The 26,044-nt window shown below is 40.4% G+C and carries 37 protein-coding genes and 1 pseudogene; 8 read left to right on the top strand and 30 right to left on the bottom strand.

The annotated features are described in order from the left end of the window. Positions 1-63: 63 nt before the first annotated feature. The 12 genes and pseudogenes from gpG to HMPREF3129_RS01350 form a co-directional block, all read right to left on the bottom strand. A complete protein-coding gene (gene gpG, locus HMPREF3129_RS01405) occupies positions 64-453 on the bottom strand; it encodes a phage tail assembly chaperone G (protein ID WP_070486629.1) in 390 nt (129 codons plus the stop codon). 71 nt (positions 454-524) lie between these two features. Then, positions 525-986: pseudogene (locus tag HMPREF3129_RS01400) on the bottom strand (phage tail tube protein); the annotation flags it as partial. Between the two features lie 11 nt (positions 987-997). Continuing rightward, on the bottom strand, positions 998-1,393 hold the full coding sequence (gpU, locus tag HMPREF3129_RS01395) for a phage tail terminator protein (protein WP_036973524.1): 396 nt from the start codon (positions 1,391-1,393) through the stop codon (positions 998-1,000). Continuing rightward, entirely contained in the window at positions 1,393-1,956 is a 564-nt protein-coding gene (locus HMPREF3129_RS01390) for a phage tail protein (RefSeq protein ID WP_070486662.1), read from the bottom strand. Before HMPREF3129_RS01390 ends, gpU begins: the two co-directional genes overlap by 1 nt. Before the next feature lie 9 nt (positions 1,957-1,965). After that, complete coding sequence (locus tag HMPREF3129_RS01385; protein ID WP_063073894.1) at positions 1,966-2,238, bottom strand: ATP-binding protein; 273 nt, start codon at positions 2,236-2,238, stop codon at positions 1,966-1,968. Positions 2,239-2,249: 11 nt separating this feature from the next. Then, complete coding sequence (locus HMPREF3129_RS01380; RefSeq protein ID WP_070486627.1) at positions 2,250-2,591, bottom strand: DUF2190 family protein; 342 nt, start codon at positions 2,589-2,591, stop codon at positions 2,250-2,252. Positions 2,592-2,679: 88 nt separating this feature from the next. Next, the gene (locus HMPREF3129_RS01375) at positions 2,680-4,668 is read right to left on the bottom strand and encodes a ClpP-like prohead protease/major capsid protein fusion protein (protein ID WP_070486625.1); all 1,989 of its coding nucleotides are present in this window, start codon (positions 4,666-4,668) and stop codon (positions 2,680-2,682) included. Next, positions 4,634-6,124 carry a phage portal protein gene (locus tag HMPREF3129_RS01370; RefSeq protein WP_070486623.1) on the bottom strand — a complete coding sequence of 497 codons (1,491 nt, stop codon included), beginning with the start codon at positions 6,122-6,124 and terminating at the stop codon, positions 4,634-4,636. Before HMPREF3129_RS01370 ends, HMPREF3129_RS01375 begins: the two co-directional genes overlap by 35 nt. After that, a complete protein-coding gene (locus tag HMPREF3129_RS01365) occupies positions 6,121-6,336 on the bottom strand; it encodes a hypothetical protein (protein ID WP_004247869.1) in 216 nt (71 codons plus the stop codon). Before HMPREF3129_RS01365 ends, HMPREF3129_RS01370 begins: the two co-directional genes overlap by 4 nt. Further along, positions 6,333-8,435: a phage terminase large subunit family protein gene (locus HMPREF3129_RS01360; protein WP_070486617.1), complete on the bottom strand. Its 2,103-nt coding sequence runs from the start codon at positions 8,433-8,435 to the stop codon at positions 6,333-6,335. Before HMPREF3129_RS01360 ends, HMPREF3129_RS01365 begins: the two co-directional genes overlap by 4 nt. Then, complete coding sequence (locus HMPREF3129_RS01355; protein ID WP_070486615.1) at positions 8,432-8,926, bottom strand: DUF1441 family protein; 495 nt, start codon at positions 8,924-8,926, stop codon at positions 8,432-8,434. Before HMPREF3129_RS01355 ends, HMPREF3129_RS01360 begins: the two co-directional genes overlap by 4 nt. A gap of 12 nt (positions 8,927-8,938) precedes the next feature. Continuing rightward, positions 8,939-9,451 (bottom strand): KilA-N domain-containing protein, encoded by a 513-nt coding sequence (locus HMPREF3129_RS01350; protein WP_070486613.1) that lies wholly within the window; start codon positions 9,449-9,451, stop codon positions 8,939-8,941. A gap of 459 nt (positions 9,452-9,910) precedes the next feature. On the opposite strand from HMPREF3129_RS01350, the gene HMPREF3129_RS01345 reads away from it, so the two are divergent. Continuing rightward, positions 9,911-10,459, top strand: coding sequence for a YfbU family protein (locus tag HMPREF3129_RS01345; RefSeq protein WP_070486611.1), 549 nt, complete (start codon positions 9,911-9,913; stop codon positions 10,457-10,459). Between the two features lie 664 nt (positions 10,460-11,123). On the opposite strand, the gene HMPREF3129_RS01340 is transcribed toward HMPREF3129_RS01345, so the two are convergent. The 3 genes from HMPREF3129_RS01340 to HMPREF3129_RS01330 all read right to left on the bottom strand — a co-directional run bounded on the left by HMPREF3129_RS01340 (position 11,124) and on the right by HMPREF3129_RS01330 (position 12,467). Further along, positions 11,124-11,585: a lysis protein gene (locus HMPREF3129_RS01340; RefSeq protein WP_070486609.1), complete on the bottom strand. Its 462-nt coding sequence runs from the start codon at positions 11,583-11,585 to the stop codon at positions 11,124-11,126. Positions 11,586-11,727: 142 nt separating this feature from the next. After that, the gene (locus HMPREF3129_RS01335) at positions 11,728-12,198 is read right to left on the bottom strand and encodes a lysozyme (RefSeq protein WP_064506373.1); all 471 of its coding nucleotides are present in this window, start codon (positions 12,196-12,198) and stop codon (positions 11,728-11,730) included. Continuing rightward, complete coding sequence (locus HMPREF3129_RS01330; RefSeq protein WP_004250558.1) at positions 12,198-12,467, bottom strand: hypothetical protein; 270 nt, start codon at positions 12,465-12,467, stop codon at positions 12,198-12,200. The genes HMPREF3129_RS01335 and HMPREF3129_RS01330 overlap by 1 nt, the downstream gene beginning before the upstream one ends. 139 nt (positions 12,468-12,606) lie before the next feature. On the opposite strand from HMPREF3129_RS01330, the gene HMPREF3129_RS01325 reads away from it, so the two are divergent. Continuing rightward, positions 12,607-12,843, top strand: a complete 237-nt coding sequence (locus tag HMPREF3129_RS01325; RefSeq protein ID WP_070486607.1) for a hypothetical protein — start codon at positions 12,607-12,609, stop codon at positions 12,841-12,843. Here HMPREF3129_RS01325 and HMPREF3129_RS01320 read toward each other — a convergent pair. From HMPREF3129_RS01320 to HMPREF3129_RS01260, 14 genes are all read right to left on the bottom strand, one after another. Beyond that, positions 12,818-13,039: a hypothetical protein gene (locus HMPREF3129_RS01320; protein ID WP_070486605.1), complete on the bottom strand. Its 222-nt coding sequence runs from the start codon at positions 13,037-13,039 to the stop codon at positions 12,818-12,820. The genes HMPREF3129_RS01325 and HMPREF3129_RS01320 overlap by 26 nt on opposite strands. Before the next feature lie 113 nt (positions 13,040-13,152). Continuing rightward, entirely contained in the window at positions 13,153-14,175 is a 1,023-nt protein-coding gene (locus tag HMPREF3129_RS01315) for a DNA-methyltransferase (protein ID WP_070486603.1), read from the bottom strand. A 73-nt stretch (positions 14,176-14,248) separates the two neighbouring features. Beyond that, on the bottom strand, positions 14,249-14,443 hold the full coding sequence (locus HMPREF3129_RS01310) for a hypothetical protein (protein ID WP_049210579.1): 195 nt from the start codon (positions 14,441-14,443) through the stop codon (positions 14,249-14,251). A gap of 167 nt (positions 14,444-14,610) precedes the next feature. Further along, positions 14,611-15,282, bottom strand: a complete 672-nt coding sequence (locus HMPREF3129_RS01305) for a bacteriophage antitermination protein Q (RefSeq protein ID WP_070486601.1) — start codon at positions 15,280-15,282, stop codon at positions 14,611-14,613. A gap of 27 nt (positions 15,283-15,309) precedes the next feature. Next, on the bottom strand, positions 15,310-16,335 hold the full coding sequence (locus HMPREF3129_RS01300) for a DUF968 domain-containing protein (RefSeq protein WP_070486599.1): 1,026 nt from the start codon (positions 16,333-16,335) through the stop codon (positions 15,310-15,312). Then, positions 16,332-17,135, bottom strand: a complete 804-nt coding sequence (locus HMPREF3129_RS01295; RefSeq protein ID WP_070486597.1) for a KilA-N domain-containing protein — start codon at positions 17,133-17,135, stop codon at positions 16,332-16,334. Before HMPREF3129_RS01295 ends, HMPREF3129_RS01300 begins: the two co-directional genes overlap by 4 nt. Positions 17,136-17,153: 18 nt before the next feature. After that, the gene (locus tag HMPREF3129_RS01290) at positions 17,154-17,537 is read right to left on the bottom strand and encodes a RusA family crossover junction endodeoxyribonuclease (RefSeq protein ID WP_070486595.1); all 384 of its coding nucleotides are present in this window, start codon (positions 17,535-17,537) and stop codon (positions 17,154-17,156) included. 62 nt (positions 17,538-17,599) lie between these two features. Further along, the gene (locus tag HMPREF3129_RS01285; RefSeq protein WP_017827292.1) at positions 17,600-18,001 is read right to left on the bottom strand and encodes a hypothetical protein; all 402 of its coding nucleotides are present in this window, start codon (positions 17,999-18,001) and stop codon (positions 17,600-17,602) included. Beyond that, the gene (locus tag HMPREF3129_RS01280) at positions 17,998-18,636 is read right to left on the bottom strand and encodes a phage N-6-adenine-methyltransferase (RefSeq protein ID WP_036901006.1); all 639 of its coding nucleotides are present in this window, start codon (positions 18,634-18,636) and stop codon (positions 17,998-18,000) included. The genes HMPREF3129_RS01285 and HMPREF3129_RS01280 overlap by 4 nt, the downstream gene beginning before the upstream one ends. After that, a complete protein-coding gene (locus HMPREF3129_RS01275) occupies positions 18,636-19,697 on the bottom strand; it encodes a conserved phage C-terminal domain-containing protein (RefSeq protein WP_070486592.1) in 1,062 nt (353 codons plus the stop codon). The genes HMPREF3129_RS01280 and HMPREF3129_RS01275 overlap by 1 nt, the downstream gene beginning before the upstream one ends. Before the next feature lie 12 nt (positions 19,698-19,709). Continuing rightward, entirely contained in the window at positions 19,710-19,889 is a 180-nt protein-coding gene (locus tag HMPREF3129_RS01270; RefSeq protein ID WP_004251656.1) for a DUF4222 domain-containing protein, read from the bottom strand. Further along, a complete protein-coding gene (locus HMPREF3129_RS18600) occupies positions 19,886-20,059 on the bottom strand; it encodes a hypothetical protein (protein WP_004251659.1) in 174 nt (57 codons plus the stop codon). Before HMPREF3129_RS18600 ends, HMPREF3129_RS01270 begins: the two co-directional genes overlap by 4 nt. An 87-nt stretch (positions 20,060-20,146) precedes the next feature. Further along, on the bottom strand, positions 20,147-20,605 hold the full coding sequence (locus HMPREF3129_RS01265) for a YmfL family putative regulatory protein (RefSeq protein ID WP_036900998.1): 459 nt from the start codon (positions 20,603-20,605) through the stop codon (positions 20,147-20,149). 38 nt (positions 20,606-20,643) lie between these two features. Then, positions 20,644-20,871, bottom strand: coding sequence for a helix-turn-helix domain-containing protein (locus HMPREF3129_RS01260; RefSeq protein ID WP_036900931.1), 228 nt, complete (start codon positions 20,869-20,871; stop codon positions 20,644-20,646). A 95-nt stretch (positions 20,872-20,966) separates the two neighbouring features. On the opposite strand from HMPREF3129_RS01260, the gene HMPREF3129_RS01255 reads away from it, so the two are divergent. The 4 genes from HMPREF3129_RS01255 (at position 20,967) to HMPREF3129_RS01240 (ending at position 23,586) form a co-directional block, all read left to right on the top strand. Beyond that, a complete protein-coding gene (locus HMPREF3129_RS01255; protein WP_070486589.1) occupies positions 20,967-21,641 on the top strand; it encodes an XRE family transcriptional regulator in 675 nt (224 codons plus the stop codon). Between the two features lie 55 nt (positions 21,642-21,696). Continuing rightward, positions 21,697-22,776 (top strand): N-acetyltransferase, encoded by a 1,080-nt coding sequence (locus HMPREF3129_RS01250; protein WP_070486585.1) that lies wholly within the window; start codon positions 21,697-21,699, stop codon positions 22,774-22,776. Continuing rightward, positions 22,754-23,143: an ASCH domain-containing protein gene (locus HMPREF3129_RS01245; protein WP_070486583.1), complete on the top strand. Its 390-nt coding sequence runs from the start codon at positions 22,754-22,756 to the stop codon at positions 23,141-23,143. The genes HMPREF3129_RS01250 and HMPREF3129_RS01245 overlap by 23 nt, the downstream gene beginning before the upstream one ends. A 239-nt stretch (positions 23,144-23,382) precedes the next feature. After that, on the top strand, positions 23,383-23,586 hold the full coding sequence (locus HMPREF3129_RS01240; RefSeq protein ID WP_070486581.1) for a hypothetical protein: 204 nt from the start codon (positions 23,383-23,385) through the stop codon (positions 23,584-23,586). A gap of 19 nt (positions 23,587-23,605) precedes the next feature. On the opposite strand, the gene HMPREF3129_RS01235 is transcribed toward HMPREF3129_RS01240, so the two are convergent. Then, positions 23,606-24,079, bottom strand: a complete 474-nt coding sequence (locus tag HMPREF3129_RS01235; RefSeq protein ID WP_070486579.1) for a hypothetical protein — start codon at positions 24,077-24,079, stop codon at positions 23,606-23,608. A gap of 513 nt (positions 24,080-24,592) precedes the next feature. Between HMPREF3129_RS01235 and HMPREF3129_RS01230 the strand changes: the two genes are divergently transcribed. Then, complete coding sequence (locus HMPREF3129_RS01230) at positions 24,593-24,835, top strand: excisionase (RefSeq protein WP_036894694.1); 243 nt, start codon at positions 24,593-24,595, stop codon at positions 24,833-24,835. Beyond that, positions 24,816-25,943 (top strand): site-specific integrase, encoded by a 1,128-nt coding sequence (locus HMPREF3129_RS01225; protein WP_049217409.1) that lies wholly within the window; start codon positions 24,816-24,818, stop codon positions 25,941-25,943. Before HMPREF3129_RS01230 ends, HMPREF3129_RS01225 begins: the two co-directional genes overlap by 20 nt. Positions 25,944-26,044 lie beyond the last annotated feature (101 nt).

Here is a 26,044-nt window from a genome sequence, read left to right as displayed (position 1 = left end):
TGCGCCAATCAGCACGTTTAAATTCATGTGATAGGCGCAGAATAAATTGATGTTCACGGGCAACTACTTTTCCAGTGACTCTTCCTGAACATCATCTTGATGGTTTTCCCTTTCCGCGTTTTCAGTTTGTGCCATCCCGCTAATGACCAGGACTTCTTTTGCTGCTTTGCCAAGCGCCTCTGGTGGCCACTGCGAAAGCACTTCATGATAAACCTGCTCAATATCACGCGTTTCACCGTGTGCTAATGATCGAGACACTAACCAGGCATTCGATTCTGTGTTTGCACGAATAATGAGTGCTGTTTTTTTTATGCCTTCAGCCTTTTCAACATCTTCGTTTTTTTGAGATTGTTCGACCAAAAAATCAAAGTATTCAATACGCTGTAATGCTGATAACTCAAACAACTCAATAGTGTTATCACTATAAGTAAATTCTTTTTTCTTTAAAAACATATTATTACCTTTTATTCAGTGTCTTTTTTAATAACGGGTGCACTTTTTCCTTGCTCTGAAGCTGATTTAATTTCTTCTGCAAGCGCAGGACGGCCACTGTTGGTGATCTTAATGGTACGGGTGATCACTTCTTTCGCAGGTACCGTTTTTCCAAGCGAACTAACCCAACCTCGATAAATATCGACGGCCCCATTGGGGTAACGAATGCGGTAGTGACGAACATCCCCTAGTTGGAACCAATCAACCAGATCTTTTTGACCTTGTTCACCCGGTTTCCATGCCAGCGTGATGTTGGCCTCACCCGCTGATTTTTCCCCCTGAGCAGTGGCTTTCCAGTCCGCATCTTCGTCATCAAGATAGGTATCGTCATAACTGTCTGCGGTAATTTCACCCGGCTGTAGCTCTTTAATTTTCGCCAGTCGTGTCCAATCCGTATCAGTAAACGGATCTTTTAATGGGTCTTCGGTACCGCTATAAATCCAAAGCGTGGTACCAGCACCCTTTACGGGTGCCAATGGGTTTGGTGTAGGCATAATGATTCCTTTTACATTGAATAATTAATTTGATAATGGAGATCGACCGACCCCCACAACCCCATTTCTTCATCACGATGGTAGTCGTAGCCGTTAGGGGTCATATTCTCGATAAGCTCGGACAGTGCGGGAATGGAGGTCAGCGCAGGATAAATCACGGCTTCAACCCATTTATCTAACTCAGCATCAGGGTTATTCGCACTGAGAAAAACTTCTATGTGAACAATTGCTTGCCAACTATCTTCATCGAGATTTTCACCTGTTGAAATAGCATCGGTGATGTACACCGCAATGGCTGGAAAGTCGTTTTCATCCACAAAAAAAGGGCGACCATCAAAGACTGTCACCCCATTGGCATGAGGCTCAATCGCCTCTTTAATTGCATGTCGGATCTGTGTATGTTTGATCACCAACCCCTCCCTTTTATATAAAGCCGTAACTGTTGCTTTAAGGCCGACGCCATTTCTTTGGGCATATCAGATTGAAGCAATTTCTCTGATTCTTCGGTGTAAGCTGTTGTTAGCGGTGTGACGAGCGGAATTTTCACCACCTCGATGGGATAACGGCTTTGACCAACTCGCTGAAGAATATGCCAACGGCCATTATCAAGCTGTTGAATAAAAGCATGAGGAAAAGAAAATCTCCCCACCTTCAAAACACTTCCAGCGCCTTTCTGATTACCTCGTTTTCTTGATAGCTGAACGCGCGCATTACCTAGGGCAATGGCCGGCAAATTACCCCGATTTATCACTAATCGAGCGCGAGGCGTTTTATAACGGCTACTCGCTCGATTAAGTCGAACACGTTGACGGATCAGGCGTTGAGGTACTTTGGTTTCGGCTGAAACCCGTTTAACACTATGGCTAATGACACGGCGAACAACACGGTTAATCGCCATTGCCGTTGCTTTCGGGACCATTTCATCATTAATGCTATTCAGGTTTTTAATGGCTTGCGCTAACCCTTTCATATCACCCACCTATTTGATCCAAATATGTGGTTTCCCATTAAACTTTTGGTGTCGAGTGACTTGATAGGCTTCCCCCTCAATTTCTACGGCGTCACTGCGCTTAGGGTGATATGTTGAAGAAAAAACAACATAGCTCACCCCGTCACCACTCATCGGTCCCAATTCAGGGATAAAGTGAGATTCGAGTGCTTGATAAAAAACACCATTTATACGGATGGGAACCCCCATCCGTTCTTCGGTCACGTTATCCATTCTTTTTACCAACCGTTCAAATGGATTCATCGTTTCCTACCTTATGGCGTACCCGCTGGTGCGAACACATTGAGTTTAATCGTGACATGTTCACTCGATGCATCCGCATCATCCCAAACCACACCGGCAGGTGTACCACCGGTATCCACCACGACATTGTCTTTAACGGACGCCGTCGTACCGGCTTTTAAGGCAATACCGGCTTTCTTGTTCAGCAAGAAAACACCTTCTGCAAAACCATCACCGGTTTCGTTAGGTTGAATATCCGTGATCGCAACACAAGCAATAGCGCCAACGTGTACCAGTTGGCCACTTTTTATGATCTCTTTTGTGCTGTTAATTAGGGCAATCGTGCTACCCTGTTGTACATAATTCTTAGCCATAAAAACTCCTTCCGATGCCGAAGCACCGGATTTTAGATATAAAAAAAGCCCATCAGGGCATCAGGATAAAACGAAGAAAAAAGACGTCTTACTTACCCGTCACTTTCAGTAGACCGCGATAATCAACTGGCGCTACACCCGCATCAATACGCACTTTTGTCGTGACACCATCAGAGGTAAAGCCTTCTAGTTGATCAATATACGGCACATCAATCCCATTTAAGTACGCCACTTCAATGGTGTCGCTACCTTGACGTGAAACCATATACCAATCTTTCTCGCTCGCATCATCTAAACGAGGTTCAGCGATAATTTCCGCTAAATCACGGATTGGGTTAATAATATTAGAATTAACATCCGCACCTTTCACGCTACCTGATTTAACCACTTGGGTTGCTTGTGTTTCCAGTGTGGTCGGTACCAACATAAATGCCGGACGAATATTGAGTGTTCGTTCGCCTTCTTTTTGTTGACGCATAGCAGTACGACCCGCACTGATGGTTTCTACATCCATCCCGCCCGTGAGTATGTTTTTATGATCGGTACTAAATAGTGCTTTTTTATCGCTCATTTTTTCATTGTCGATAAGTACCGCATACACCAAATCACCGATGGTGGCTTTCGCTGCTTCACCTAATTTCTTTGGTACATCCGTCAACATATTCATGTCATCATTGATAATAGCTTGACGGCTAATACTGAATAATTCACCGTAAGTTGCCAGCGCGATGGTTTCGCCTTTATCGTTCAACGTAACGTATTTATACTCAGCGCCTTCACGCACTTTACGTAATGAAGGGAACGCCCCTAACCCCACACGATGTGCAGTTTTAAAGTCACTGAGTTGTCCTTTTTTCGTCCATTTTCCAAAGGTTTCGTCATTTTCTTCCCAACCAAGCAAAATCGCTTTATTCGCGACATCCAGCAGGATATTACCGAAATCAGAGGTGCTGTGCGTAAAGGCCATACCAATCATTTGCATCGGATTATACGTAGCCACGCCAACACCACGCTCCGTCAGTGATGCGCGTGCTAACTCACGCAGTGTCATGCTGTTATAGGCGTTATCTTTTTCATAATCCTGATAACCCGCACGCGCCATCACAGAGGCGCGCACACTGTCACCGACGATATTGCCGTTTCCTGCGTAAATATGCGCATTATCTTTATTGGATGGCTCAGGATTTTGTTGCTGTGCAATCGTATTGAGCAATTGCTCACGCGCTTTTTCAACAGAACAGTTCGCATCTGCTAAACACGTGATCATTAGCTCATTATGACGACCACCGAACATGGCAAATAAATCTTTAATGCCATTTAAGCGTATTTGCTCATCCGCATAGGTGGCGCTAGGCTGTGGCTCTGGTGAAGAATTTGGTTGAGGCTGTTGCGTAGGTTTAGTAGTGTTTTTGGGGGTAATTTGATTTTTAATTGCACTTGGCATAGATGAAAATTCCTCAATTCGTTTAGATGTAAGACTTGCCATTGCTTTCACTGGCTCAATCACTTTATCGGCGAAACCGTGTTCAACACACTCGTCACCATCAAGCCATGTTTCCTGCTCTAACATGGCGGTAATTTCTTCGGTTGTTTTCCCTGTTTTCGCCACATAAGCAGGGATTAATACGTTTTCTAACTTGTCGAGTAAGTCAGCATATTCACGCATATCATTCGCATCTCCCCATGAGACACCCCACGGTTTGTGGATCATCATCATGGCATTTTTCGGCATAATGACCGTATCCCCGACCATCGCAATAACTGAGGCCATTGAGGCGGCCAAACCATCGATATAAACCGTAATTGTTGCAGAGTGGTTTTTAAGTTGGTTATAAATGGCGATACCATCAAACACTTCACCACCGGGGGAGTGAATATGCAGATTGATATGACTGAGATTACCCAGCGAGATTAAATCTTCCATAAAGCGTCTTGCGCTAATTCCCCACCCACCGATTTCATCATAAATATAGATATCCGCCGTTTGGTCTTCTTTAGCCTGCATGCGAAACCAGCTTTTTTGATTTACTGGCCCCGACATTTTAGGCATCATCATCGATTTCTTGTTGTTTAGCATCTTGTGCCCCTTTGTCATTAGCAGGATCAGTATCAAATACCAGTCCTAATCGTTTATTTTCGTCAATTTCGGTTTTACGACGACGTTTCACATCCGCAGGGTTGCCCCCTTTGGCGCGTATCCAGTCACTTTCTGTTGACGCACCACCACGTAACAAGGTTTTCCAAGCCTCAGACTCTTTCTTCGGATCAATCCATGGCATTACAGGGCCACTGTAAACCGCATTAAACAAGGATTTAGGGTCAACATCAGGTGGAACGGTTACCACACCACTGGCTATCGCCATTTTTAACCAATTGCGATACATCGGACGTGTGATGCCTGCCACAAAGGTATCTTGGAAAATGTTATAACCTTCAAATGACTCCACCAGCTCTTGTCGCTGAGCGCTATACGTACCGTTATAGTCACGGGCGATACTGGAATAACTCCCCCGACTGCCCGCAGAAACCGCACGTAATTGTCCATTGCGAAACGATTGTAGGTTGGGGTTGGGTCGGTCTGATTTGATCATGCCGACTTCTTCACCCGGTTTTAAACCGTCGTAAATCATGCCCGGCTGAATATCAATATTACGTTGCTCATCTTCGTCATAGTCACCCTCAGGGAAAGAGCCGGCATCGCCTTTTTTGATGTACATGCCCAATGAAGCTGCAATACGTGCGGAGGTTAATTCCGCATCTTCGTAATCTTTTAACGCACTTAAGCGCATTAAGATCCCCGAAAACAAACTGACACCTCGCGCTTGATGGAGCCGACGAGTGAATTTCAGGTGCAACATATTTTCGGCATCAATGGTTTTGATATCCCCTAAATTGGCACTAAATTGAGGGAGGTTTTTATATACCTGATACCCAGTGGGGCGCCCCCATTCATTGAATTTAATACCTTGGATAATCTTACTTTCTGGCATATTCATGTGGATCGGCACAAAGTCAGGCTCTAAGGCTTCGAGCCAAAAATAGATATTAGCTTGAGCCTCTAATCCTTTCGCTTTACCTTTGACCAGTTGAGCAAACACTTCGCCATCACGTAACCACGTTCTGACCAGTAAACGCTCTAATACAGGGCGACTAAATTGTCCGGTTACTTCGGGCAATACTGACCACTCCGCCCACGCTTGACGAATATGTGAGGCTAAATCTTCATGAATTTGCCCTGCACCATCGAGAGGCTGAGGCTCAACAATAATGCCTTTTGCCCCGACAATGCGCTCTTCCATCTTATCGAGAATACCGATAGAGATATCATGATTGTTATCTAGCCATCGCGCTTGCTCGCGTAAGGAAGTACCACCAAATTGCGTCAATTGGTTTGCATTACGATTTTCACGTTTAGCGGGATGAGTACGAGTGGGTAAAACGGCTTCATAAGCTTTAATTTGTAAGCGAGAGCGGAGACGCGAGGCTTGCCAGTTTGGGGCAAAATAACCAATGGCGCTGTCTAATAATGTCATCTAAACCTCGCAAGTTTATACATTGGATTGCCTCGTTTTCTCGATATCAATGCCGACAAACGAGATTCCCAACGCTCACGACCTTTTATGATCTCGTTGAGATTTTCCATTGTCATGGCTTGTCCATTAAAAGTGATGGATTTGCCTTTTAATACCGCCTCTTCCGCTAAACGGTATTGCTCAATCATGTGTTCAATTTCTTCTTTCGTCATATCCAGCCTCCGCTGTTTGATACCGGTGCCCATGCTGATACCGCAGGCGTTTCCTGTTTTGGGGTTTCGGGTGAGGGTTTTATTTCAGGCTCTGTGGCTATATCGGTAATTGGCGAGGAGGAGGAAAGTGTCACATCAGGTAACCTTGCCCATTTAGGCGGTTTTTCCCAATTGATCCCTTCGTACCCCTTTAATATTACCAAGGCATGGGCGTAAACCATTAGGTCAAATGCCTCATTAGCGCCTCGACCCGGTTTTTCCCAATGCCCTTTTTCATCACGCTCTTCATACGTCAACTCGTCATAGAACGATTCATCCAACCAATCAGGGAAATGGATATAGTTAGGCCCTACGGTATCGCGCGATAACGCAGAACTGATCCGGTCCTTAAGTTGGTCAGTTTGCAGTAAATAAAGAGGCACATCCCCTTTGGCTTGGGCGCGCCGTTCAGAACGACTGGTGTTATCGGGGAATGACTTGGTGATTAACTTACTGCGTTTATGCCCGTCACCCTTAAAGAGATAGACTTTACGATGCAGTCCCTCTTTTCGACAGCGACGCCAAAATTTATAGGCATTATCAGTAACGCCATCTTCACCGCCGGAGTCTACCCCCAACATCATGATCCCCATCTCATGGTGAGGATAGTGCTGTAATGGGTAGGTTTTCTCTAATACATCGGTAATTAATACCTGCCAATCCTCAGGGTAAGAGCCCGGATCAATTCGCCGGCATTCACCGTTATTGTCATAACGTAGGGATTGAGTGATTTCAAAGCGGTCAATCACCCAGCGTTCGCCTTTTTCGCCATAACCGACCACTTGCACCACAAAGCGACGTTTTTTACCACCTTGCACGTCAACCGTGGCGACCAAGAACCGCACGCCTTCTGGTACCACTGACTCATCCCAACTTTCCGTACGATTAATCAGTTCATCACTCCGGCGCTGTTCTTGTGCTGTACGGGGTAAATAAGGTAAACCCCAGTCTGTATTGGTGACCGCTTTTAGGGTTTCTTCACTGCCGGTTGATTCGTATTCTTGTTCTGCAGTTAGTAACTTATAAACTAACTGAGACAACGTTTGATAAGCAGCTGCTGGGCCTTCCATCCAAAAAGAGGCAATACGCGAACGACGCCCTGTACCTGATATCCTTCCTTGCTTATCAATGGACTGTCCTTCAATCAACCACACCCCTTTATTATTGAGCTCCCGTTTTTGATGGGGTTCGATACGACCTAAACAGTGCTGACACTCCACATACGCAGATTCACTTGCTTCTACGGGATCAGGATTATCACGATATCCCTTCACCGCATCATAAATAGGCTGAAAATATTCGTGGCAGTGAGGACATTGCCAGTACCAGCGACGGCGATCACCCCGATTATAAAGTGATAAAATACCCGTTGTGGGCGGGGCTTCGTGAGGGGATAAACGACTCCATTTAGTATCGGTAATATCACGCCCCGGAGAGCTTTCTACCAGCGTCATACCCGCAGACATAAAAGTGGTTGTCCGTTTTGAGGCTAAAGAAAAGCCATCTCCTTCACCATCAATATCTTCGGGAAAACGGTCATAATCGGTGAGTGCCACACACTTAAAGTCAGATGAGGACATCACATTAATCGATGGCCACCCCATTTTTAAAAAACTGCCCGATAAAAAGTATTTATCAAACACGTTGTTATCGTTACGACGAGGGCTGAGTTGTTTGCTGACTTCAGGACTGCAACGAAAGGTGCGAGAAAGCCGTTTTTTGCTGTGCTCTTGTGCTTTATCTTGCGTCATTTGCACCAGCAACATATCAGAAGGATCGCACACAATATTGTAAATCACCCAGCCATCAATTAACCCGACCGTCTTTCCTGTTCTTGCAGGACCCACAAATATCACGGCATCATAGAGCCGTGACGATAAACAATTCATAGGTTCAACAATGTAAGGGGATACTGCCGGATCCCAAGGAACCGAGTTACCCGCTCCCACAGGTACGCGCATATATTTTGCCACAGCATCCGCAACTGGCATTCGCCTCGGTGCTTTAATGAGTTGAGCTACATTTTTTCTTAATGTGGTTGCTGACACTGTTGCTGTCATAACTCATCCTCACCGCTCTCTTCATCATCCGAGTTATCACTTAAAACTTGATGTGCTATCTGGTCGCGGAGATCATCAATAATACCTTGTACGCGAGATACAGCTGTCGGTGTTAACGCGCAATCACGTTCTAATATGTCAGGTAGCGTTTCTAACACTTGCACCATCGCTTTAGCCAGTGCTGAATATTCTCGTGCAACGTCTGAGGCCGGCAATAGCTCCCCCACTTCTTGTTCAAACTTCAAACGCTCCCGCTCAGACTGATACCACGCCTTCCGATCTTGAGGTAGCATTTCCTGATTTTCGACAGGGGCTGGCGCCTTCATCATTTCAGATAAAATATCAGTGAGTGCGTAGAGTTTTAGATTTGAACTATTGCCCGCAACAGGCTCTAAATGGTTAAGACGGGCGGAAGCTGTTTGTCGATGGACGCCAGAAAGTGCTGCTATCTGGCTGATATTGAGCTTTAATTGTTTGAGTTCTTTGTCCATATTTCATTTGTTTTATTCCACTCCCGGAAGATAGATTTGAGCTTCATTAATAATTCGCTCTCTTGCCATTAGCAGTAATTGTTTTCTACCACCAACTCCCCAATTAGCCATTGTCCTTGCACAGTGACTGACGTTTTTAGTTTCCGCATTAATGGCATGATCTAGCTTGTTCAATTTAGACATAACATCTAAACCTTTTCTCGTCGCATCTTTAAACGTGTTGTAGACAAGAATTTCAAACTCAGGCTTTAACCAAGCTGCATATCGAATAACAACTAACTCTAAAGCCCAAGTTCCCTGATTAAGTCCACCTTTAATTACTTTAACCGATGCACTTTTTGTTGCATCGCTTAAAGCTTGAACAAACCGCTTTACTTGACGACTTTTCAAAAATGCACCGGGTCTTTGTGATTCCGTTGCTTTACCATCCGCAACAGCGGCTGCATGCAGATCATTTAAGTTATATCTACCCTCACTATCAACACGGACAGATACACCATTAATACTGACTCTTGGATATTGCATAACGTATTTCCTACATTTGAAATGAACCCTCGTTCACATAGAAAATCAGCCCGTCGAAGCTCGCCAGCTATAACTGACTTCCTCGAAGGCTCATATCAAAGTGATTGGATCCGACGTTTTAGTGATTGCGCTGTGAATGCGCAGTGAAATGAGATGTACAACAATAAAAGTGAGAGTTAAAAGTTTGAGTTAGTGATGAACAAAAAACAAACAAATTCATCACTGTTATTTTTTTAACATATATTTATCAAATAATTACACTGGTGGTGACGACCGATAAAAATTGAAAAATGCGCCGTTTCCCGCGTGCGCGTCGCCCCGTGGAAAGGGTGCCCCGCTGGGAGTACCTTTTAGATTAATAAAACTATAAATTGAGACACACATCCTTTACTAAACACCTAATAAGCATTAAATATATTAATCAATCACTGATTTATGAATAAACTAAAAGGTAATATCATGAATATCAAAGAAAAAGTAAACACTATACTTCTTTGTGACATTGCTAAACACTTAGGTATAGATTCGGATATAGATCCAGATATTATTAAATATGCAATTACATCAAATAATGAATGGGTTATCAGTGCCAAGTATTCAATTTTATTAGATGATGAATCATCTAAACATACCAAAGAAGATCGTGATTTTCTTGTGGAAATATTAAACATGTATAGAGGACTGTCTGCTTGCTTGAGAAAATTTTCTAAGGATAAACAACAGGAATTAATCAAGAAAAATAATCTCAAATTAATTGATAATTATATTCAAATTCCTGGTTTCGATGAGAATAATGAATATAAATATATAAATATTCTCGAAGGATTTTTAATGATAGATAAATTTCCTGAACAAAAAAAACCTATATCCAACACTCACACCCAAACAATTGATGGATATCGCCGTATGATAAGTAGTTATAACAACTACGAAATACTAGATAGAAATTGGGATATTACTGAAAGCGAATTTCAGGATATATTAGATAGTGCACCATACAGCATTTAACCATTAACTATTTAATTACTAAGGGGTTATATGTATCAGCCCCTTTACTTCTGACTGCACCATGTTCGATTAATAGCGTCAGACCATGCCTGTTGATCTGCATGTCTTAATCTAATGAGTTCAGCTATATCATTATCTTGTCGATCCGCTCGCATACGTAAATCTGCTAGTTGAGCCTTGAGATCCTGCTCTGACTTATTACTGATAAGTACGCCACTCAATGAATGACGTTTGTAGAATTAAATAGGTTTATGTCTCTCCATCGTCACGCCCCTCCTTCTACCTACAGCTGACGTTGCTGATAATGACCGATAAATAACAAAACGGTGGTATTCGTTGTTTTTGATTCTCACTATGTGCTCTCTGTCGAGAATAAAACAGGTCATAGCTAACATAGGAGACAGCGACAACGCTACGCCTTCTTCTATTGGCACGAAATAAAAATAGCAGTATGATTAATGAGTATTTATTTTTTGCTTAAATTCAGCCACCCTGTGAAATCAAACTCACAGGGTTATTTTTATATTGTGCTGTTTATTTAAGTGGGAGATAGATAAGAATAATCAATCTGGTATATATACCTACTTAAGCTATACTAAGTAGCTATCGCTATACTTTAATTGATATCTTGCTAATATTGCCCAGCTTCCCATGCTGGGCTTTTTTATTCCATGCATTCTTGTTTGATATAATCCTGCAACCCTTTAATCATCTGTTCTGACTCTGCAATTCGCTCTCTGAGTAACCAATAATTTCGGATAGCGGTGTCAGTAGGTCTGGCGGTGGTTGCATCATCCAGCTGGGAGGTGGAAGTGGTAGTGCTTTTTGGACACTCGGCTTTGATGTACACCCGCTCAGGATTACGCTCGCTAATGTCACGCAAGCGACTAATTTCATTCTTTGCATTAACAAGCTCCTGTGTGTGCCTTGTATCCAGTTGACTTAGTCGCTCTATGCGTACTTGATAGTCAGTATTGATATCCTTCTGCTCTTCGAGTGCGGTAGTAAGTTCTTTGTTGTTTTCTGTCAGTGTGTTAATTCTTTTCGCTTGTGCATTAATCAGCGCACAACCACCAGCAACAATCCCCACCATCACAACGACAATGTAAAGTTTCCAGTGTTTCATAATTAGTACCGATGATGTGAGAGAGCTACCTGACAGCGCTTGTCTAAGCTTGCTTTATCGTTAATACATGAATTATCAATTGAGAGATAAATGCCACTAGCGACCGAGATGAGTAATGTAAGAATAAAACCGACGATGATGATTAAAGACTTCCATTGCATAACGCTGACTCCGCCTCTCTACGACTGACTAACCCTCGCCATACTTTTCCACCCGCATAAACCCAGCGTTTCATTTCTTCGCAAGCACCATACTGATCACCAGCATTTAATTTCTTTAGCAATGTAGAACGTGCAAAAGCTGTGGTACCCACATTAAAGGCAAAGGAATATAGAGAAGCTTTTGTTTTATCATCGACCGGCACTTTAACCAGGATATCGACTTGCTGTTGCGTTCTGATAAAGTCTTTCTGCAGTAACTCGTCACACTCTTGTTGTGTATAGGTCTTACCTTGAATGATGTCGTTTCCAGTGTGTCCATAACAAACCGTCAGAATTCCAGCAACATCACGGTAAGGTTCATAACGCACCCCCTCAAAATAACCAATCACTGTTAGTGCAATACTTACCGCACCAGCACTCGCAACAGCTGTCACTTTTTGTTTTAGGTTCATTAGATGTCCTTTTTAGCTTTAGTCAGCATCTCACCGACGATTTTTTCGATTTCTCGCGGGTCACTAGAACAATTTCGATGAACTAATTCAGCAAATAACGCTGTTCGTTTTCGCTGTTCTCGCCGTGTCATCAGATAAGTTGCTAATCCAAGAAGCATGCTAAATCCCATCCCTATTACAAAGCCCCACTCATAAAGTGAGAGACTTGCAAAAAAGGCAGTCAAGCCAGCTGTTCCGTAGGTAGCATTGGTTAATTTGTCCATGCGCATATACACCCCCTACGGAGTGTCCGTTGATGATTAATGTGAGTGAGTTAAACGTGAGAAAATAAAACTTAAGTTAAACTAATAGGTCAGCCCAATGTAATTAACCGAAGGAATGGCTGATTAACTTCGGTAAGGAAACATCATGGAATATGAATTTGAAAAAATAAAAGATCCACGAATTAAGGCAGAAGAAATGGCGCATACCACACCTCTGCTATTTTCATTGTTAGCAAAACTAATAACTGATAATGATAAAAATAAAGAAGAACGCCTATTCAGAATGTTAGATAAAGCTCTAGAGTGGAATGAACAACTACCAGTTAAAGAGCAAATTGCGTTAGTAGGTCAAGTAACTAAAAAGGCTTTAACTGGCAAGTAGTAGCACCATTACTTTCTTTTATTTCAATAGAGTTATTAGAAATAGCCATGAGCATGGCATTCTTAATAACCTCTAACTCACAGCTCGTTAATTGCATACTAGCGAGCTGTTTTTGTAACTCTGCTATTTGATAACCTTGACTTACTACTTGTGCTGACAACGTATTAACTAACACTTCTAAATTTTGATTACTCATAACTATCTCTCTTATACGAAAAAAGACCGCTTACTCGATCTTCAAAATAGGTTGTTCGGAATAACCGAACATGTGAACTATCCGGAAATTCCGGAGAGTTGAACTTGTAAGACTTACTTACGGATTGATGCTTTTATTTCTTGCTCGGTTTGTTCAAATCGCTCTCTCTCAAGCTCCACACCTAAAACCTTTCGATTAAGTTTTAGTGCTGCTTTCAGTGTTGCACCTGATCCCATAAAGAAATCAGCAACCAGATCCCCTTCACGACTACTTGAGCGAATAATGTGTTCCATCATAGCTGATGGTTTCTCACAAGGGTGTTTACCGGGATAATACTGAACAGGTGGATAAGCCCACACATCGGTGTAAGGCACATCTGCAGTTACAAAAAATGGTCGTCTTAATAAACCATATTCTTTTATTAATTCTTGATAATCTTTTTGTAAGGTGAATTGTTCTCGCTCTAACTCGGTAAACTGGCGGGATAACGGCGATAACTTTTCTTGTTTATCAGCAATGTGTGTAAACAGTGTTTGTAACTTTTTGTAGTCTTCCTCGCTAGGTAATTGCCACTGACTATTGCTGAACCAATGACTGCACATCTGCTTACCTGTTGCTTGGTCTATTGCTTTTGCACTCACCTGCAGTGCTAAACGAGCATTTCTAAAATAATCAATCAGAGGCTTAAATACGCTCTGCTTTAGCTCTTTGCATTTTAAAGAAAATTCAGGACCTTTAGCCGTGACTGGCTTTTGATAATGTTCAGCAAAGAGAATTCGCTCTGTTGAGGGAAAAAAAGCACGGAGGCTTTCTTTATTTTGTCGTCGCCATGGTCCTGATGGTTTAGCCCAAATAATATGGCTTAATACATTAAATCGCCCGCGAACAAGCAGTTCAGTATCTGATGCCAATTTAGAGCCACAGAATAAATACAAACTGCCATTGGGTTTTAATACCCGCCAGAATTCAGCTAATACTTCATCAAGCCAAGACAGATATGCCTCAACACTATCCCACTGATTATCCCATGCACACGATTTCACTCTGAAATACGGTGGATCAGTCGCAATTAAATCAATGCTATTTTCGGGTAGTGTTTTCAATACAGATAGCGCGTCGTCATTAAATAGTTGCATCAGAAGTCCTTTTCTACGCAATAAAAAAGCCGATGACGGTTAAACCACCAGCTTTATAAATTCTTTATATTTTTTAGGCTGTACGCATATAGCTATTTCCTTGCTTTGCGACAAACCCTGCTATTTCAAACTGAGTTAATAAAAACTCACAATTTTCATTACTTAGCCCAGTTTGATTTGAAATTGCTTGTACTGTTTGCCAATCATTTTTTGAGATTGTTTCAAGTACACAACTTGCCTGTGTTGTCATATCACACTGTTTTAACATGATATTTTATGCCTTTGGTTAGTTATTGTGCATAACTACACATGTAACTCTGACCAAAGAGAACAGCAAGTCTTATCTACTAATTGCCAATAAAAAACCCCGCAAAGGCGAGGTTATAAACAATTTTGGCAACATACCAAATTAGACTTAAATATCGCTTATTTTGTTCATTTTTGCAAGTTGTCGTGACTATTTTTATTAATCAGCTCTATTCTAACTCGCCTCATGGAAAGTAATGCCGACTTATCTAACTCACAACAAATATCTAAAAGGCTATTCCAATATATATCATAATTCATTTTCCAATTATTACGTTTAACACCCACCAAGCGAGCCAGCTCTGTTTGTGAATAATTACGCCTAGTGTAAGCCTGAACCGATAACCAGACTAATGATCTTAGTCGTTCTTTAACTTTTTTAGTTATCTTTTTACCTTTATGCTGTTTTTCAAATTCAGACCACACATGAACACTGATATTAACTTGATGCTCAAATTTCAAACTATATCCATAACAATACATTATCCATGAGTGTTGCTCTTCACTTAATGCATTGATAGCCCTACGCCATGAGCATAATAAAAAATCCACAGGCTCTATCATCGGCTTTGGTGTTCGACGACAGCGAGTTTCTAATACATAGATTGGATCGGTATCACGACAAACAAAACGACCATTTAATTTTAAATCTCGTATTCTAACTCTTGGTGTTGCTCTCGTGTCTGTTAACCCAAAATCTTCAAATGCTTCTAACTGACCTTTTGTTGAAGCCCTTAAGTTTGATGTAGCTATCGATGCCATATCACTTAAATATTTCAAGTCATGCGCATAAATTGGCATATTTCCTCCACTCGTGCCGTACACACGTTAAATAAATGCACCGATACCTAAAGAACGGTTTAAAAAATGAAATAACAATTCGAGTTGATTGCCGTGAGTCGCTTCCCATTGTTTTGGGTCTCGATGTAACTCATCATGGTGAATGCGGCATAATGGAATAGTGAATAGGTCATGAGCTTTAGTACCCATGCCTCCCATACCATGACCGATGATGTGATGCGGATCATCAGCCTGTTGCCCACACACGCAACACGGTTGAGTTTTTACCCATTGCAACCATTGGGTATTTTCCCAACGTTGCATTTTAGGTTTCAGCAGAAATGAGGCTGGTGGCTCCGGATCGACAGCAACTTTAATAACCGGTTTTATCGCCTCTAAACGCCCGCTCATTGCAGATAATGCTGATATTTCATTTGGAACAATATCAGCCTCAGGAAATCCGCCGTGCACTCTTCGTTCTTTGGGTTTATCAGGCCAGTCCAACACTCTCCGCAATATGGCATCAGGTAATTCATCGATAACGTTATGCATAACAGCAAAGGTGAAAAAATCAGGTATCGTCAGCTGGTGGCCATCATCTAATCTCAAACGAAAACGAATAGTATCTAACATCCAATCAATACGATTTTTATGAGCCAACTCAGCAACCCACCCTGCTGATGAGTTTCGAATATGATTATCGTGATACCAACAAGTGCGGATCACACCCGCTTCATGAAATGTGATCACCAATTCATGATGATGATAGTTATCTGCATCGTTATTAATCTGACAACAATGAATATGATGAGCGACCCACGTATCCATTGGTGAAACTTTATCTATGGTGTGGATCACCGGTTTGCTATTGAGAAACTGAACAATGTGCTTATTATTTAAAATCGGCTGTTCATCACCGGTTAATGCGCCTGAGGGCAACACATCTAAACTTTTCGGCACATCACTAATAATTACGCGTTGATGGTTTCTAAATTGCTCAAGCAACTCAGCTCCAGGTTTCAACAACACAACCCCCAATTCTTTTTGAATATACGGCGTTAACAGTAACTTCATGCGCTCACCTGTTTATTCAACATCACCATACGGATCAACTCATCCGTTTTACTCTCAAAGAAATGCGGTTGGGTTTCACGAGGATTATTAGGGCTCGTCATATTCTTCCCAAACTGACAACCTCTAGCCGTAACAGACCAAAACTCTTTCGTTTTGCTAGCAGTTTTCGTGCTTGGGCGTGATAGACGTTCAACAATGCCTAGTTCGGCTAATCGCTTATAGGCTTGCTGTGCTGAAATAGGTAGGTTGTGTTTGTTGATCAGTGTTGATAATGCAACTGTTGGACGACTGGAGCCATCCATAGATCCACTGGGTGCATCAATCGCATACACAGGTGCTAATTCAGGTAATCCTGCCATGACCTGTAATTTTTGATAAGCGCCTAACTTTGATGAATTCGAAAAATTTAGACTTTTAGACATCGATTCCAGTAGTATCACACCCGCTTGAACCTTATCACTGAGTTTCTCCTGGTGCTGTTGTGATACTATCGCATCAAAGGTACGGATCACTTTTAAATGAAAAGAAGCGCTGATCCACATTGCATAGGCATACACTAATTCTTTGCAAACATACGTCCCTTGGTTATATCCACCAGCGACAGTGGCAATAGGCGCTCCTGTGATCTCAGGAGCGGTCGAAATTTCATCAATTAACTCTTTCGTTTGAGCCAATGAACTCCAGTTCGATGGTTGGTGTCGTTTTTCACCACCTGACACTCGATGTAAATCATTTAAGCAATAGCGACCGGCTATATCTCTACGAACCTGAAAACCATCAATAACAATTAATCCATTCATGCTATTTCTCTCCACGTTTTATTCGTGACCGTACATCACGTTATTAAATGAGCGGATAGTGATTTCTAACTTTCCACCCTTTACGACTTCCATTAACATCACATCCATATGCTTTACCTGCTGATCATCTTCCCAAATACCCGCATGTGTTAATGCATCAAATGGGGCCTTTAAAAAGTTATCAATATCCCTGCGCTGTTTTGTTGGTGGGTATAAACGAACTAGGACAGAGACATTTTCTTTAATAGCTTTAGGTTTTCGTTTTAGTTGCTCATAGACAGAGGCGATCGTGTTAATTCGAAACTTACGCCCTTTTTCACTGATCAGCGTTCGGCCCTTAATATTTCTCCAATACGAGTTAACGCTAGGTGGAAATGGCAATGTGAGAATAAGTTCAGGCATAAGTCCCCCACACTCCAATTAGCAATGTCACTACAAACCAAAACCCAACGAACAGAATATATTTAGTTAGCATGATTACCTCTTGCTGTTCTGACTAATGAGTCATAAGGTTCTGTTGGCAATTTACCCATGAGATCAAAATTAGAGGTGGCATGTTTTACCCATTTGATTGTGGGTAATGCGCGCTTTTTGGCCTTTTGTGTTTTCAGTTTTTGCAAGTAGGTCGATTCACCTAGTTTGCGCTCTTCAATTATCGCTTGGTAAATGCGCTCCGCCTCATTGGTCACAATGTAACGTACAGGGCGATCTTCATTGCCTACTCGTACTAATGCACCTAATCCATTCAGGTATGACAATGCTCTCGATGAGCTAGATAGAGCAATGCCTAAATCACGACTCACAATATGGCGATCAATCTTGTCACCCTCTTTATATTGGTTCAGTATTTGCTCCGTCGTTTTCATGCAACACCTCTCGACGCCAGCCACTTCATTTGCTCAATAAATGCTTTGCCAATTTGCTCTAATTCATCACGATGAATGTAATCGAATTTTTTACCCGTCCATGTTTTATCGAAAACAACTATTGCTCCAGCAAAGAATGCGCCCGTTGGTTTCTGTTTTTCATCTGCGGGAACAAACCACTCAGGAACGTCAAAACCAATACGTCCACGGATAAAACAAACGTGATCAGCTTCTTCTGGCCACCATGTTTCTGATGTAGCTGCTTTTAATAAAAAAACATACCGACCGTATTGTTCACGCATAGCTAATGCATGACTCATGATGTGACCAACACCTGTTAAAGGCTGGCCTTCGTGATATGAACTACGCGAGTAAGGAGGATTGCCAAATGCTGAACCGCCGATCTCTTTCAGTTTTTCAGCCCAATCTTGAGTGAGTGCGTTGTCCTCAACGGTATAGAAATGCGGGCATTTACTGTTTTGACCATCAGTGAATAAATCTAAAGTAAACGGTCCATATTTAGAGTTGATACCGTAGTAAAGGTTATCTGGTGATTGCCATTGGTCACCAATTTCTTTTAATTTATGAGCAGGTTGGCTTTTTAACTCCTGTAATTTCAGTGCGTAATCAATCATCACTTAGCCTCCAGTGCAACTTGTTCTGTCGCCTGTTTCCAGATACCACGGAATGAAGCTAAACCAGCAACTTCACTCATACGGCCAAGACCATTTTTCTTTGCTTGCTTGACTGCTAATGCTTGAATACGATTTTCAGGTTTCCAGCCTGAGGTGAACATTTTTCTAAAAGTTTCATCACGTTCAACCGTGTTAATTTCCACTGAAACTTCTCCAGGCTTTAACCAACGACCATTCACACATTCAGGACGTCCTGCATCACGCCATTTGATCGCCTTATCTTGGTATTCAATACAGTTTTCAGGAACAAATAATGTTTTAGGGCGTAAGTAATCACGCATCTTGGGATCTTTTTGCCATTTAGCTGTCAGGTAATCCGTAATTAATATCAAGTCTTCAGAGGTAAATCCTTCTGCTAATCGCGCCTTGATATGCCCTGTTGTTGTTTTTCCTTCACGATATTTGGAATTTGTCACCTTGTTGAAATAATCCAAAATTAATTTTTCAGGAGCGTTGTCGGGTTCAATAGGAACCTGACAAGAAGAGTTAGTCTCTGTTGTACTCTCTGAAGTAATCTCTGTTGTATTCTCTGTAAGATCAGCCCATTTTGACCCGTTCAGAACAGCGCATTTTGAACTGTTTGACGGTTTCAATTTGCGCTTATCGATAAGGTCATTTTGAACTGCTCGATCAGATGAATTATCACCATTCGATTGGGTCATATTGACCTCATCGGTCAGCAAGTGGTGATCGTAGTTAATCGCATAATAATTAGTGCGGTCATGGTTCGATTTATTGATTTGCTCGATGCGTAAAACACCCTGCTTTTTCAAATTAGTAAAAGCACGTTTAATCGTTGATTCAGAGAAAAAAGGAAATTGATTCTTCCACTCTTCAACTGTGTTATAAATCCAGCGTGAACCGTCATATTCAACACCTGAAGTAGTTTCAGTTAGCCAATATTGAATTTGCTGTAACAGCATCGCCTCATTTAAACCAAGACGTACCGCTAATTCAGGAATAACGACTAAAGGGCGACTTTTTAGTAATAATAAACTCATCTTGCCACCTCATTACTTAATACGTGTGTACTTCTCTTTAAAACGCTGTACAGGTTCACACTGTGGGTCGTCACAACCATCCAGCATAAAAATAACGCGCTGTTTTTCTCTGTCATAACGAACAACATGAACAACGATACCTCGGTGATTTTTATAGTAGCGATCAAGTTGGTTTGGGTTCTCATTGTTCATTGCCTCGTCCTCAGCCCATTCTTTGAATTAAAATCATCTACCAGCCAACGCATAAATTGGTAGTTGGTTTCTTGGTAGCCATTTGGTACTTTAATTTCATAGACAAAACGGCCATCACGTATTGAAGCTCGCACTTGCGTGCGACATGCTAAGTTTGATAATCTACTCATGCTAATTTCTCTTCACACAATTGAAATTTGCAACCGAAGCCAGCGACCGTACATCGTTGGCTTCACCCTTTCTGGATATAGCCATCTTTAATTTCTCTTTTGATGTAACGAAACAAACGCATTCATAAATGTTCGGATCTGCGAAATTAATCCATCTAACATCATTTTTATTTTCTGCTCTTCTTCGTTATCAATAACGCCATCAGCCAGGCTATCTTTCATCAATAACGCTAAACGTCCCTGCATTTCGTCAACATTGCTACGTAATGTGAATAGTTCTGTCTGATCTAAATCAGCAGGGCTAATTCTGTCCACGAGTAAGCGGTTTGATTCACGAGCGACAAATTCAGCAAATAAAACAGTCTGAGAAATATCTTGCATCGCTAATAGTTCGTTTAAATCAAACGAACGACAGCCGTTTTTCTCGTACAATTTGTTATTGAATGAAGTCAGAGATAAACCCAACGCCCCAGCCATCGCTTCACGCCCACCAGCTGTTGCCTCACACATCTCTTTCACAACTTGTTTTATTGATTGGTTACTCATTTCCTACCACCATTGATAAGTTCTTGTAGTTAACTGCCTTAAACGGTTTTGCTATTTTGTTGCTGATAACGATGTGGGTATAAGATCTCTAACTCAGTTATTTTCCCACGATAAAAAGCTGTTAATTTTTCAGCCAGCTCCAAAGAAGCTGTTTGAATACCTCTTTCTAATCGTGAAAGATTTCCTACATCACAATTAATGGCATTAGCCACTTCTGAAATTGTTAGGTTTAGCTCTACCCGAATTTTCCTTAATGGTGTTTGCATATAGCCCCCTTAAATGCGTTATACGCATATTATCATAGAATCAAATATGCGCAACACGCTTTGTGTTGTACGCATAAATAAAGTTGAATTGAGGAATGAAAATAGGAACAAGAATTAGAGAACTAAGAAAGAAAAAAGGATTAACAATCCTTCAGCTGGCCACCGCTATTAATAGCGATGTGGGTAACATTTCTCGCCTTGAAAGAAATATACAAGGCTACACAGAAAACACTTTAGTAAAGATAGCTGAAGCACTAGGCGTATCTGTTGCTGATTTATTTACTGAAAATTCACCAGAGCCAGATAGAATAGAACTGATTGGTAAGATACCTTCTGGTTTAGTTCAAGTTCGAGGTGAGGCGTTCTTGGGTGTTGATGGCGCTGTTGATATGATTGAGGACCACAACGGCTGGCTAAAAATATATAGTGACGATGCTGATGCATACGGCCTAAAAGTTAAAGGCGACAGTATGTGGCCACGCATTCAATCTGGTGAATTTGTTGTCGTTGAACCAAACACCAATGTCAGATCTGGTGATGAAGTATTTGTTCGCACCGTTGAAGGACACAATATGATTAAAATCTTCAACAAGACAAGAGATGGTGACTACCAGTTTACCAGTATCAATAACTCACATAAGCCAATAACTTTATCTCCAGGTCAAGTTGATACTATGCATTATGTATCAGCTATAGTTAAGCCTACAAAATATATTGATAAATGCGAAGGTGAAACAAAGCTAACCCTTGTTCCACCATTGATTGACTAGTCACAATGGCCCGATGACACGTTTTAATGAAACATTTTAACTTAAGGTCTTCATTATGGATAATTTGAAATATCTAGCTTTTAAGGATATTAATTTAGATGATGTCTTTTTTAAATCCTTAAAATGTGATTATGAACATGGATTTATAGAGTGGTTTAATAAAAAAGCTAATGATAGGAATGAAAAAGCTTACGTCTTATATGATGAAGATAAAGGCGAAAACATAGATGGATTCTTATATTTAAAAATAGAAGATGGTATTGTTAAGGATGTAATCCCTAATATAAAAAATGGAAAACATTTAAAAGTAGGCACCTTTAAATTTAATCGAAAAGGAACTTTAAGAGGACAGCGTTTTTTAAAAAAAATATTTGATAACGCTTTGTCATTTAAAGTTGACGATATTTATGTAACTGTTTTTAGTAAGCATAAATACTTAATTGATTTATTTAAAAAATATGGTTTTAAAGAGTACGCGAAAAAAAAGAGTGATAATGGGGAAGAAATCGTTTTATTAAAAGATATGATTTCAAGTACATCTACTAATAATATATTTTCTGATTACCCTAGGTTTACTTGTACTAAAAAACAAAATAAATATATTTTATCAATTTACCCAGAATTTCACTCAATTTTATTCCCTGACTCTATATTGAAAAATGAATCTAATGATATCCTCCAAGATGTATCCCATACAAATAGCATAAGAAAAGTTTATATATGCAAGATGGATGCAGTTAAGGATATAAAACCCAATGATATTATTGTGATATATAGAACTACAGATATCGAAGGTCAAGCTCATTATAGATCTGTGGTTACATCAGTTTGCATAGTGGAAGATGTAAAGAATATTGATGATTTCAAGGATGAAAATGATTTTATACAATATTGTATAAGGTACTCAGTATTTGAAGAAAAAGTACTTTCTGATTTTTATAGAAAAAGAAAATTTCCTTATATCATAAGTTTTACATATAATTTGGCATTACCCAAAAGGCCTAATAGGGCATCTCTTATAGATGATGTAGGTATTGACAGAAAAGCATACTGGGGTATATTAAAAATAAGTGATAAGCAATTCAATGATATTCTGAAATTAAGTGAAGCCGATGAAAGTATTATTATCAATTAAGCCAGAATTTGTATCTAAAATTTTAGAAGGTTCTAAACGATACGAATTTAGAAAAGGTATTTTTAAAAATGAGTCGGTAACATCGGTTGTGATATATTCCACTTTACCTGTGGGACGAGTTGTTGGAGAGTTTTATATAAAAAGAGTTCTTCAAGACAAGCCACATTCAATTTGGGAAAAAACAAGCTCACATTCTGGAATTAGTAAACATTTTTTTGATCAATACTTTCAAGAACGATGTACCGCCTATGCAATTGAGATAGGTGAGGTTATAAAATACGACGATCCTATATCACTGAAAAAGTTCAGCGAAATAGTTGGAAAAAAAATTACTGCCCCCCAATCTTATTGCTATTTGCCATCTTAGTTTTATATAGAGCCCTCCTCGCGAGGGCTTTTTTGTACCATCTCCCCCTCCAAAGAAGTGATCTGCATTCCAATATGAGATTTTTAAAGACATAAATAAAAAGTCAAACGGATAAAATCCGTCCATTCCTATTTTGATAAAAACAATATATGCGCTTGACGCATTTGCGCGTAATGCATATAATAAATCTATAAGATAACATTCGTTGATGAAAAATGAATTGAATTGTAGGAACTATCATGACAACTGAACCAGTAATCATACCGCCAGCCAATTTCACTGATGCAGATGTTGTTGCTTGGATGAAAGAGAAACTATCGTCTATCAAAGTCCTCGGTGAGTTAAACGCAAGACGTGAAGAGCTGGTGGATAAACTAGAAAAACTGGATGCTGAAATAGATAAGTGCAGAATCAAAAGCGCTATTCAGATACAAATTAAATGATTTTTATGTGTGAAGAGAATTAGTTACGTTGGGATATGGGTAAATCACCAGCAACCCAAGCAACAAATGATTCGGGTTTAGATAATTCAGTATCGTCCTCTAGCTTTAATTGAATGGACGCTCTTTTGAATGCGGGATTACATAAGGTACCAAAAGTAGAAATATCGCTTTGTAGAAGATCGCTTAACTGTTTATGGACTTCTTCATCATTTAGTTTTTGGCTTTCCGCATTTATCTTTAAAGAAAGATACTGTTTAGCTCTTGAATTAGCTAAGTAAGACGCCTTACCGGGCTGATAGATAAACTGAAAAGCAGACAAGGAAGCAATAAATAGTCCTGTTATAAATAAATTGAAACCAGAAGCCATAACGGAGCTACCAAGAACAATTAGTAAAAATGAAATGAGTTTATCAATACGATCCAATAAAACACTCTGCATTTCATTTAAATAGTAAGAGTATGTGATTCTGAAAATATCTTCTTGGTTGCTCATTGTAATACCTTTATTTTTGTGGTTTTGGTTGAGGTGCTGGCTTTCTAGGTACTTGGCTATCTGGTTTATGGAGTGGCGCAGGTTTTCTAGGCAGCTGCTTTTCTTCGTAAGTTATCATTAAATCATCCTTCTGTTTGTTGGGGTGTATTAATAATAGCCAATTTCTGTCTGTTGGGGAATAGCAGAAACCACCACCGCCTGAGGTGGGAAAATAATCAGGCACAATATTTGAAGTGTGAAGAGAAACAATGGCTGGCTGAGTCTTAAACCAACACTGGAGGAGTGGTGATAATGTTCTGCTCAGTCAGCCATTTTATCATATCTAACAATAAGCAAGGGTGCTGGCATTACTTGTGAAATGTCTTATCAGGATTATGTCAACTCGCTAGTGCCCTTTCTTATTGTGTGAAGTGTAAATCCATTTTTATTTTTTATTAGCAACACCAGGGAATTTTAATCTCGATTAATTCGAGAGGGATTTTTATTACCTAAATATTGTGTGGAGAGAATAATATGCAAATGTTGACTTTAGAGGAGTGGGCTCAAGAAAGATATAAAAGTCGTCCACCAAAGTTAGGAACGCTACAACGATATGCTCGTGGTGGCCTGTTCTACCCACCAGCAAGGAAAGAAGGTGGCATTTGGCGCGTGAGAGAAGATGCCGACCTTGTCGGTAATTTGACATCACCGGTTATCAATAACAACGATAACCCTATTTTACAAAGGATCCTCAAAGATGGCTGCCAGACCTCGTAAAAATAACGTCAATATTCCTAATCTTTACCCATTACTTAGTCGTAAAGCCAGCAAGGTTTATTGGCGTTACCGCCATCCTGTAACAGGTAAATATCATGCCCTCGGTGACAATGAAGCCGAGGCCAAAGCAATAGCCATTGAAGCTAATACAAGGTTAGCAGAACAACGAAGCCGACAAGTTATGGCTATTAGTGATCGGGTGGCAAAAATTAAAGGTAAAGAAATCACGGTTAATACTTGGTTAGATAAATACTGGGCTATTCAAGAAGAACGTTTAAAAGAAGGTGATATAAAGCCAAATACATATAAACAAAAAAGGAAGCCAGTCGATTTAATGAGACAAACCTTATCCATGAAACCATTACCCGCAGTTGATGCCAGAGATATTGCTGAGATCCTTGATGAATATAAATCTAATGGCCAGCATAGAATGGCACAAGTTATTCGTTCTGTTTTAATTGATGTGTTTAAAGAAGCACAACATGCAGGTGAAGTTCCTCCTGGTTATAACCCTGCCCTTGCCACTAAACAACCGAAACGAAAAGTAACACGCCAACGCCTTAATTTTGATGAATGGAAAAAGATATTTGAGATTGCTGACAAACAACATCGTTATATGGGCAATGCCATGTTGCTTGCACTTATTACAGGCCAACGATTAGGTGATATCTCGGCAATGAAGTTTAGTGATATTTGGGATGATCATTTACATATTATCCAAGAAAAAACTGGCACCAAATTAGCTATTCCATTATCACTACGTTCTGAACAATTAAATATGTCATTACGTGAAGTTGTTGCTCGTTGTCGTGATCGCGTTATTAGCCCTTATCTTATTCATTATTTTCATACCACTTCACAATCTAAACGTGGCGAACAAGTTACAGCAAATACACTAACGACTAACTTTAAAAAGGCGAGAAATAAAACGGATATTGATTGGGGAGAAGGAACACCTGCAACATTTCACGAACAGCGCTCTTTATCTGAAAGGTTATATCGAGCACAAGGTATAAACACTAAAGATTTGCTGGGTCATAAAAACCAAATTCAAACAGATAAATACCATGATGATCGAGGGAAAGATTGGATAAAAATCGTAATTTAATTGCTCAAATTTCAGGTGGTTTTGATAACTCGTTTTGATAACTTTTTGATAACCGTTTCAAAATTGACAATAAAAAACGGGAACTAATAAGCTCCCGTTAA

The organism is Proteus sp. HMSC14B05 (genome assembly GCF_001808035.1).
In the GTDB taxonomy this organism is placed as follows: domain Bacteria; phylum Pseudomonadota; class Gammaproteobacteria; order Enterobacterales; family Enterobacteriaceae; genus Proteus; species Proteus mirabilis.
This window is presented reverse-complemented; position numbering and strand designations above follow the sequence as displayed.

Excerpts from the sequence above, each read along its gene's own strand:
- gpG (WP_070486629.1), bottom strand. The coding sequence starts at position 453 with ATGTTTTTAAAGAAAAAAGAATTTACTTATAGTGATAACACTATTGAG.
- HMPREF3129_RS01390 (WP_070486662.1), bottom strand. The coding sequence starts at position 1,956 with ATGAAAGGGTTAGCGCAAGCCATTAAAAACCTGAATAGCATTAATGAT.
- HMPREF3129_RS01385 (WP_063073894.1), bottom strand. The coding sequence starts at position 2,238 with ATGAATCCATTTGAACGGTTGGTAAAAAGAATGGATAACGTGACCGAA.
- HMPREF3129_RS01380 (WP_070486627.1), bottom strand. The coding sequence starts at position 2,591 with ATGGCTAAGAATTATGTACAACAGGGTAGCACGATTGCCCTAATTAAC.
- HMPREF3129_RS01375 (WP_070486625.1), bottom strand. The coding sequence starts at position 4,668 with ATGCTAAACAACAAGAAATCGATGATGATGCCTAAAATGTCGGGGCCA.
- HMPREF3129_RS01370 (WP_070486623.1), bottom strand. The coding sequence starts at position 6,124 with ATGACATTATTAGACAGCGCCATTGGTTATTTTGCCCCAAACTGGCAA.
- HMPREF3129_RS01365 (WP_004247869.1), bottom strand. The coding sequence starts at position 6,336 with ATGACGAAAGAAGAAATTGAACACATGATTGAGCAATACCGTTTAGCG.
- HMPREF3129_RS01360 (WP_070486617.1), bottom strand. The coding sequence starts at position 8,435 with ATGACAGCAACAGTGTCAGCAACCACATTAAGAAAAAATGTAGCTCAA.
- HMPREF3129_RS01355 (WP_070486615.1), bottom strand. The coding sequence starts at position 8,926 with ATGGACAAAGAACTCAAACAATTAAAGCTCAATATCAGCCAGATAGCA.
- HMPREF3129_RS01350 (WP_070486613.1), bottom strand. The coding sequence starts at position 9,451 with ATGCAATATCCAAGAGTCAGTATTAATGGTGTATCTGTCCGTGTTGAT.
- HMPREF3129_RS01345 (WP_070486611.1), top strand. The coding sequence starts at position 9,911 with ATGAATATCAAAGAAAAAGTAAACACTATACTTCTTTGTGACATTGCT.
- HMPREF3129_RS01340 (WP_070486609.1), bottom strand. The coding sequence starts at position 11,585 with ATGAAACACTGGAAACTTTACATTGTCGTTGTGATGGTGGGGATTGTT.
- HMPREF3129_RS01335 (WP_064506373.1), bottom strand. The coding sequence starts at position 12,198 with ATGAACCTAAAACAAAAAGTGACAGCTGTTGCGAGTGCTGGTGCGGTA.
- HMPREF3129_RS01330 (WP_004250558.1), bottom strand. The coding sequence starts at position 12,467 with ATGCGCATGGACAAATTAACCAATGCTACCTACGGAACAGCTGGCTTG.
- HMPREF3129_RS01325 (WP_070486607.1), top strand. The coding sequence starts at position 12,607 with ATGGAATATGAATTTGAAAAAATAAAAGATCCACGAATTAAGGCAGAA.
- HMPREF3129_RS01320 (WP_070486605.1), bottom strand. The coding sequence starts at position 13,039 with ATGAGTAATCAAAATTTAGAAGTGTTAGTTAATACGTTGTCAGCACAA.
- HMPREF3129_RS01315 (WP_070486603.1), bottom strand. The coding sequence starts at position 14,175 with ATGCAACTATTTAATGACGACGCGCTATCTGTATTGAAAACACTACCC.
- HMPREF3129_RS01310 (WP_049210579.1), bottom strand. The coding sequence starts at position 14,443 with ATGTTAAAACAGTGTGATATGACAACACAGGCAAGTTGTGTACTTGAA.
- HMPREF3129_RS01305 (WP_070486601.1), bottom strand. The coding sequence starts at position 15,282 with ATGCCAATTTATGCGCATGACTTGAAATATTTAAGTGATATGGCATCG.
- HMPREF3129_RS01300 (WP_070486599.1), bottom strand. The coding sequence starts at position 16,335 with ATGAAGTTACTGTTAACGCCGTATATTCAAAAAGAATTGGGGGTTGTG.
- HMPREF3129_RS01295 (WP_070486597.1), bottom strand. The coding sequence starts at position 17,135 with ATGAATGGATTAATTGTTATTGATGGTTTTCAGGTTCGTAGAGATATA.
- HMPREF3129_RS01290 (WP_070486595.1), bottom strand. The coding sequence starts at position 17,537 with ATGCCTGAACTTATTCTCACATTGCCATTTCCACCTAGCGTTAACTCG.
- HMPREF3129_RS01285 (WP_017827292.1), bottom strand. The coding sequence starts at position 18,001 with ATGAAAACGACGGAGCAAATACTGAACCAATATAAAGAGGGTGACAAG.
- HMPREF3129_RS01280 (WP_036901006.1), bottom strand. The coding sequence starts at position 18,636 with ATGATTGATTACGCACTGAAATTACAGGAGTTAAAAAGCCAACCTGCT.
- HMPREF3129_RS01275 (WP_070486592.1), bottom strand. The coding sequence starts at position 19,697 with ATGAGTTTATTATTACTAAAAAGTCGCCCTTTAGTCGTTATTCCTGAA.
- HMPREF3129_RS01270 (WP_004251656.1), bottom strand. The coding sequence starts at position 19,889 with ATGAACAATGAGAACCCAAACCAACTTGATCGCTACTATAAAAATCAC.
- HMPREF3129_RS18600 (WP_004251659.1), bottom strand. The coding sequence starts at position 20,059 with ATGAGTAGATTATCAAACTTAGCATGTCGCACGCAAGTGCGAGCTTCA.
- HMPREF3129_RS01265 (WP_036900998.1), bottom strand. The coding sequence starts at position 20,605 with ATGAGTAACCAATCAATAAAACAAGTTGTGAAAGAGATGTGTGAGGCA.
- HMPREF3129_RS01260 (WP_036900931.1), bottom strand. The coding sequence starts at position 20,871 with ATGCAAACACCATTAAGGAAAATTCGGGTAGAGCTAAACCTAACAATT.
- HMPREF3129_RS01255 (WP_070486589.1), top strand. The coding sequence starts at position 20,967 with ATGAAAATAGGAACAAGAATTAGAGAACTAAGAAAGAAAAAAGGATTA.
- HMPREF3129_RS01250 (WP_070486585.1), top strand. The coding sequence starts at position 21,697 with ATGGATAATTTGAAATATCTAGCTTTTAAGGATATTAATTTAGATGAT.
- HMPREF3129_RS01245 (WP_070486583.1), top strand. The coding sequence starts at position 22,754 with ATGAAAGTATTATTATCAATTAAGCCAGAATTTGTATCTAAAATTTTA.
- HMPREF3129_RS01240 (WP_070486581.1), top strand. The coding sequence starts at position 23,383 with ATGACAACTGAACCAGTAATCATACCGCCAGCCAATTTCACTGATGCA.
- HMPREF3129_RS01235 (WP_070486579.1), bottom strand. The coding sequence starts at position 24,079 with ATGAGCAACCAAGAAGATATTTTCAGAATCACATACTCTTACTATTTA.
- HMPREF3129_RS01230 (WP_036894694.1), top strand. The coding sequence starts at position 24,593 with ATGCAAATGTTGACTTTAGAGGAGTGGGCTCAAGAAAGATATAAAAGT.
- HMPREF3129_RS01225 (WP_049217409.1), top strand. The coding sequence starts at position 24,816 with ATGGCTGCCAGACCTCGTAAAAATAACGTCAATATTCCTAATCTTTAC.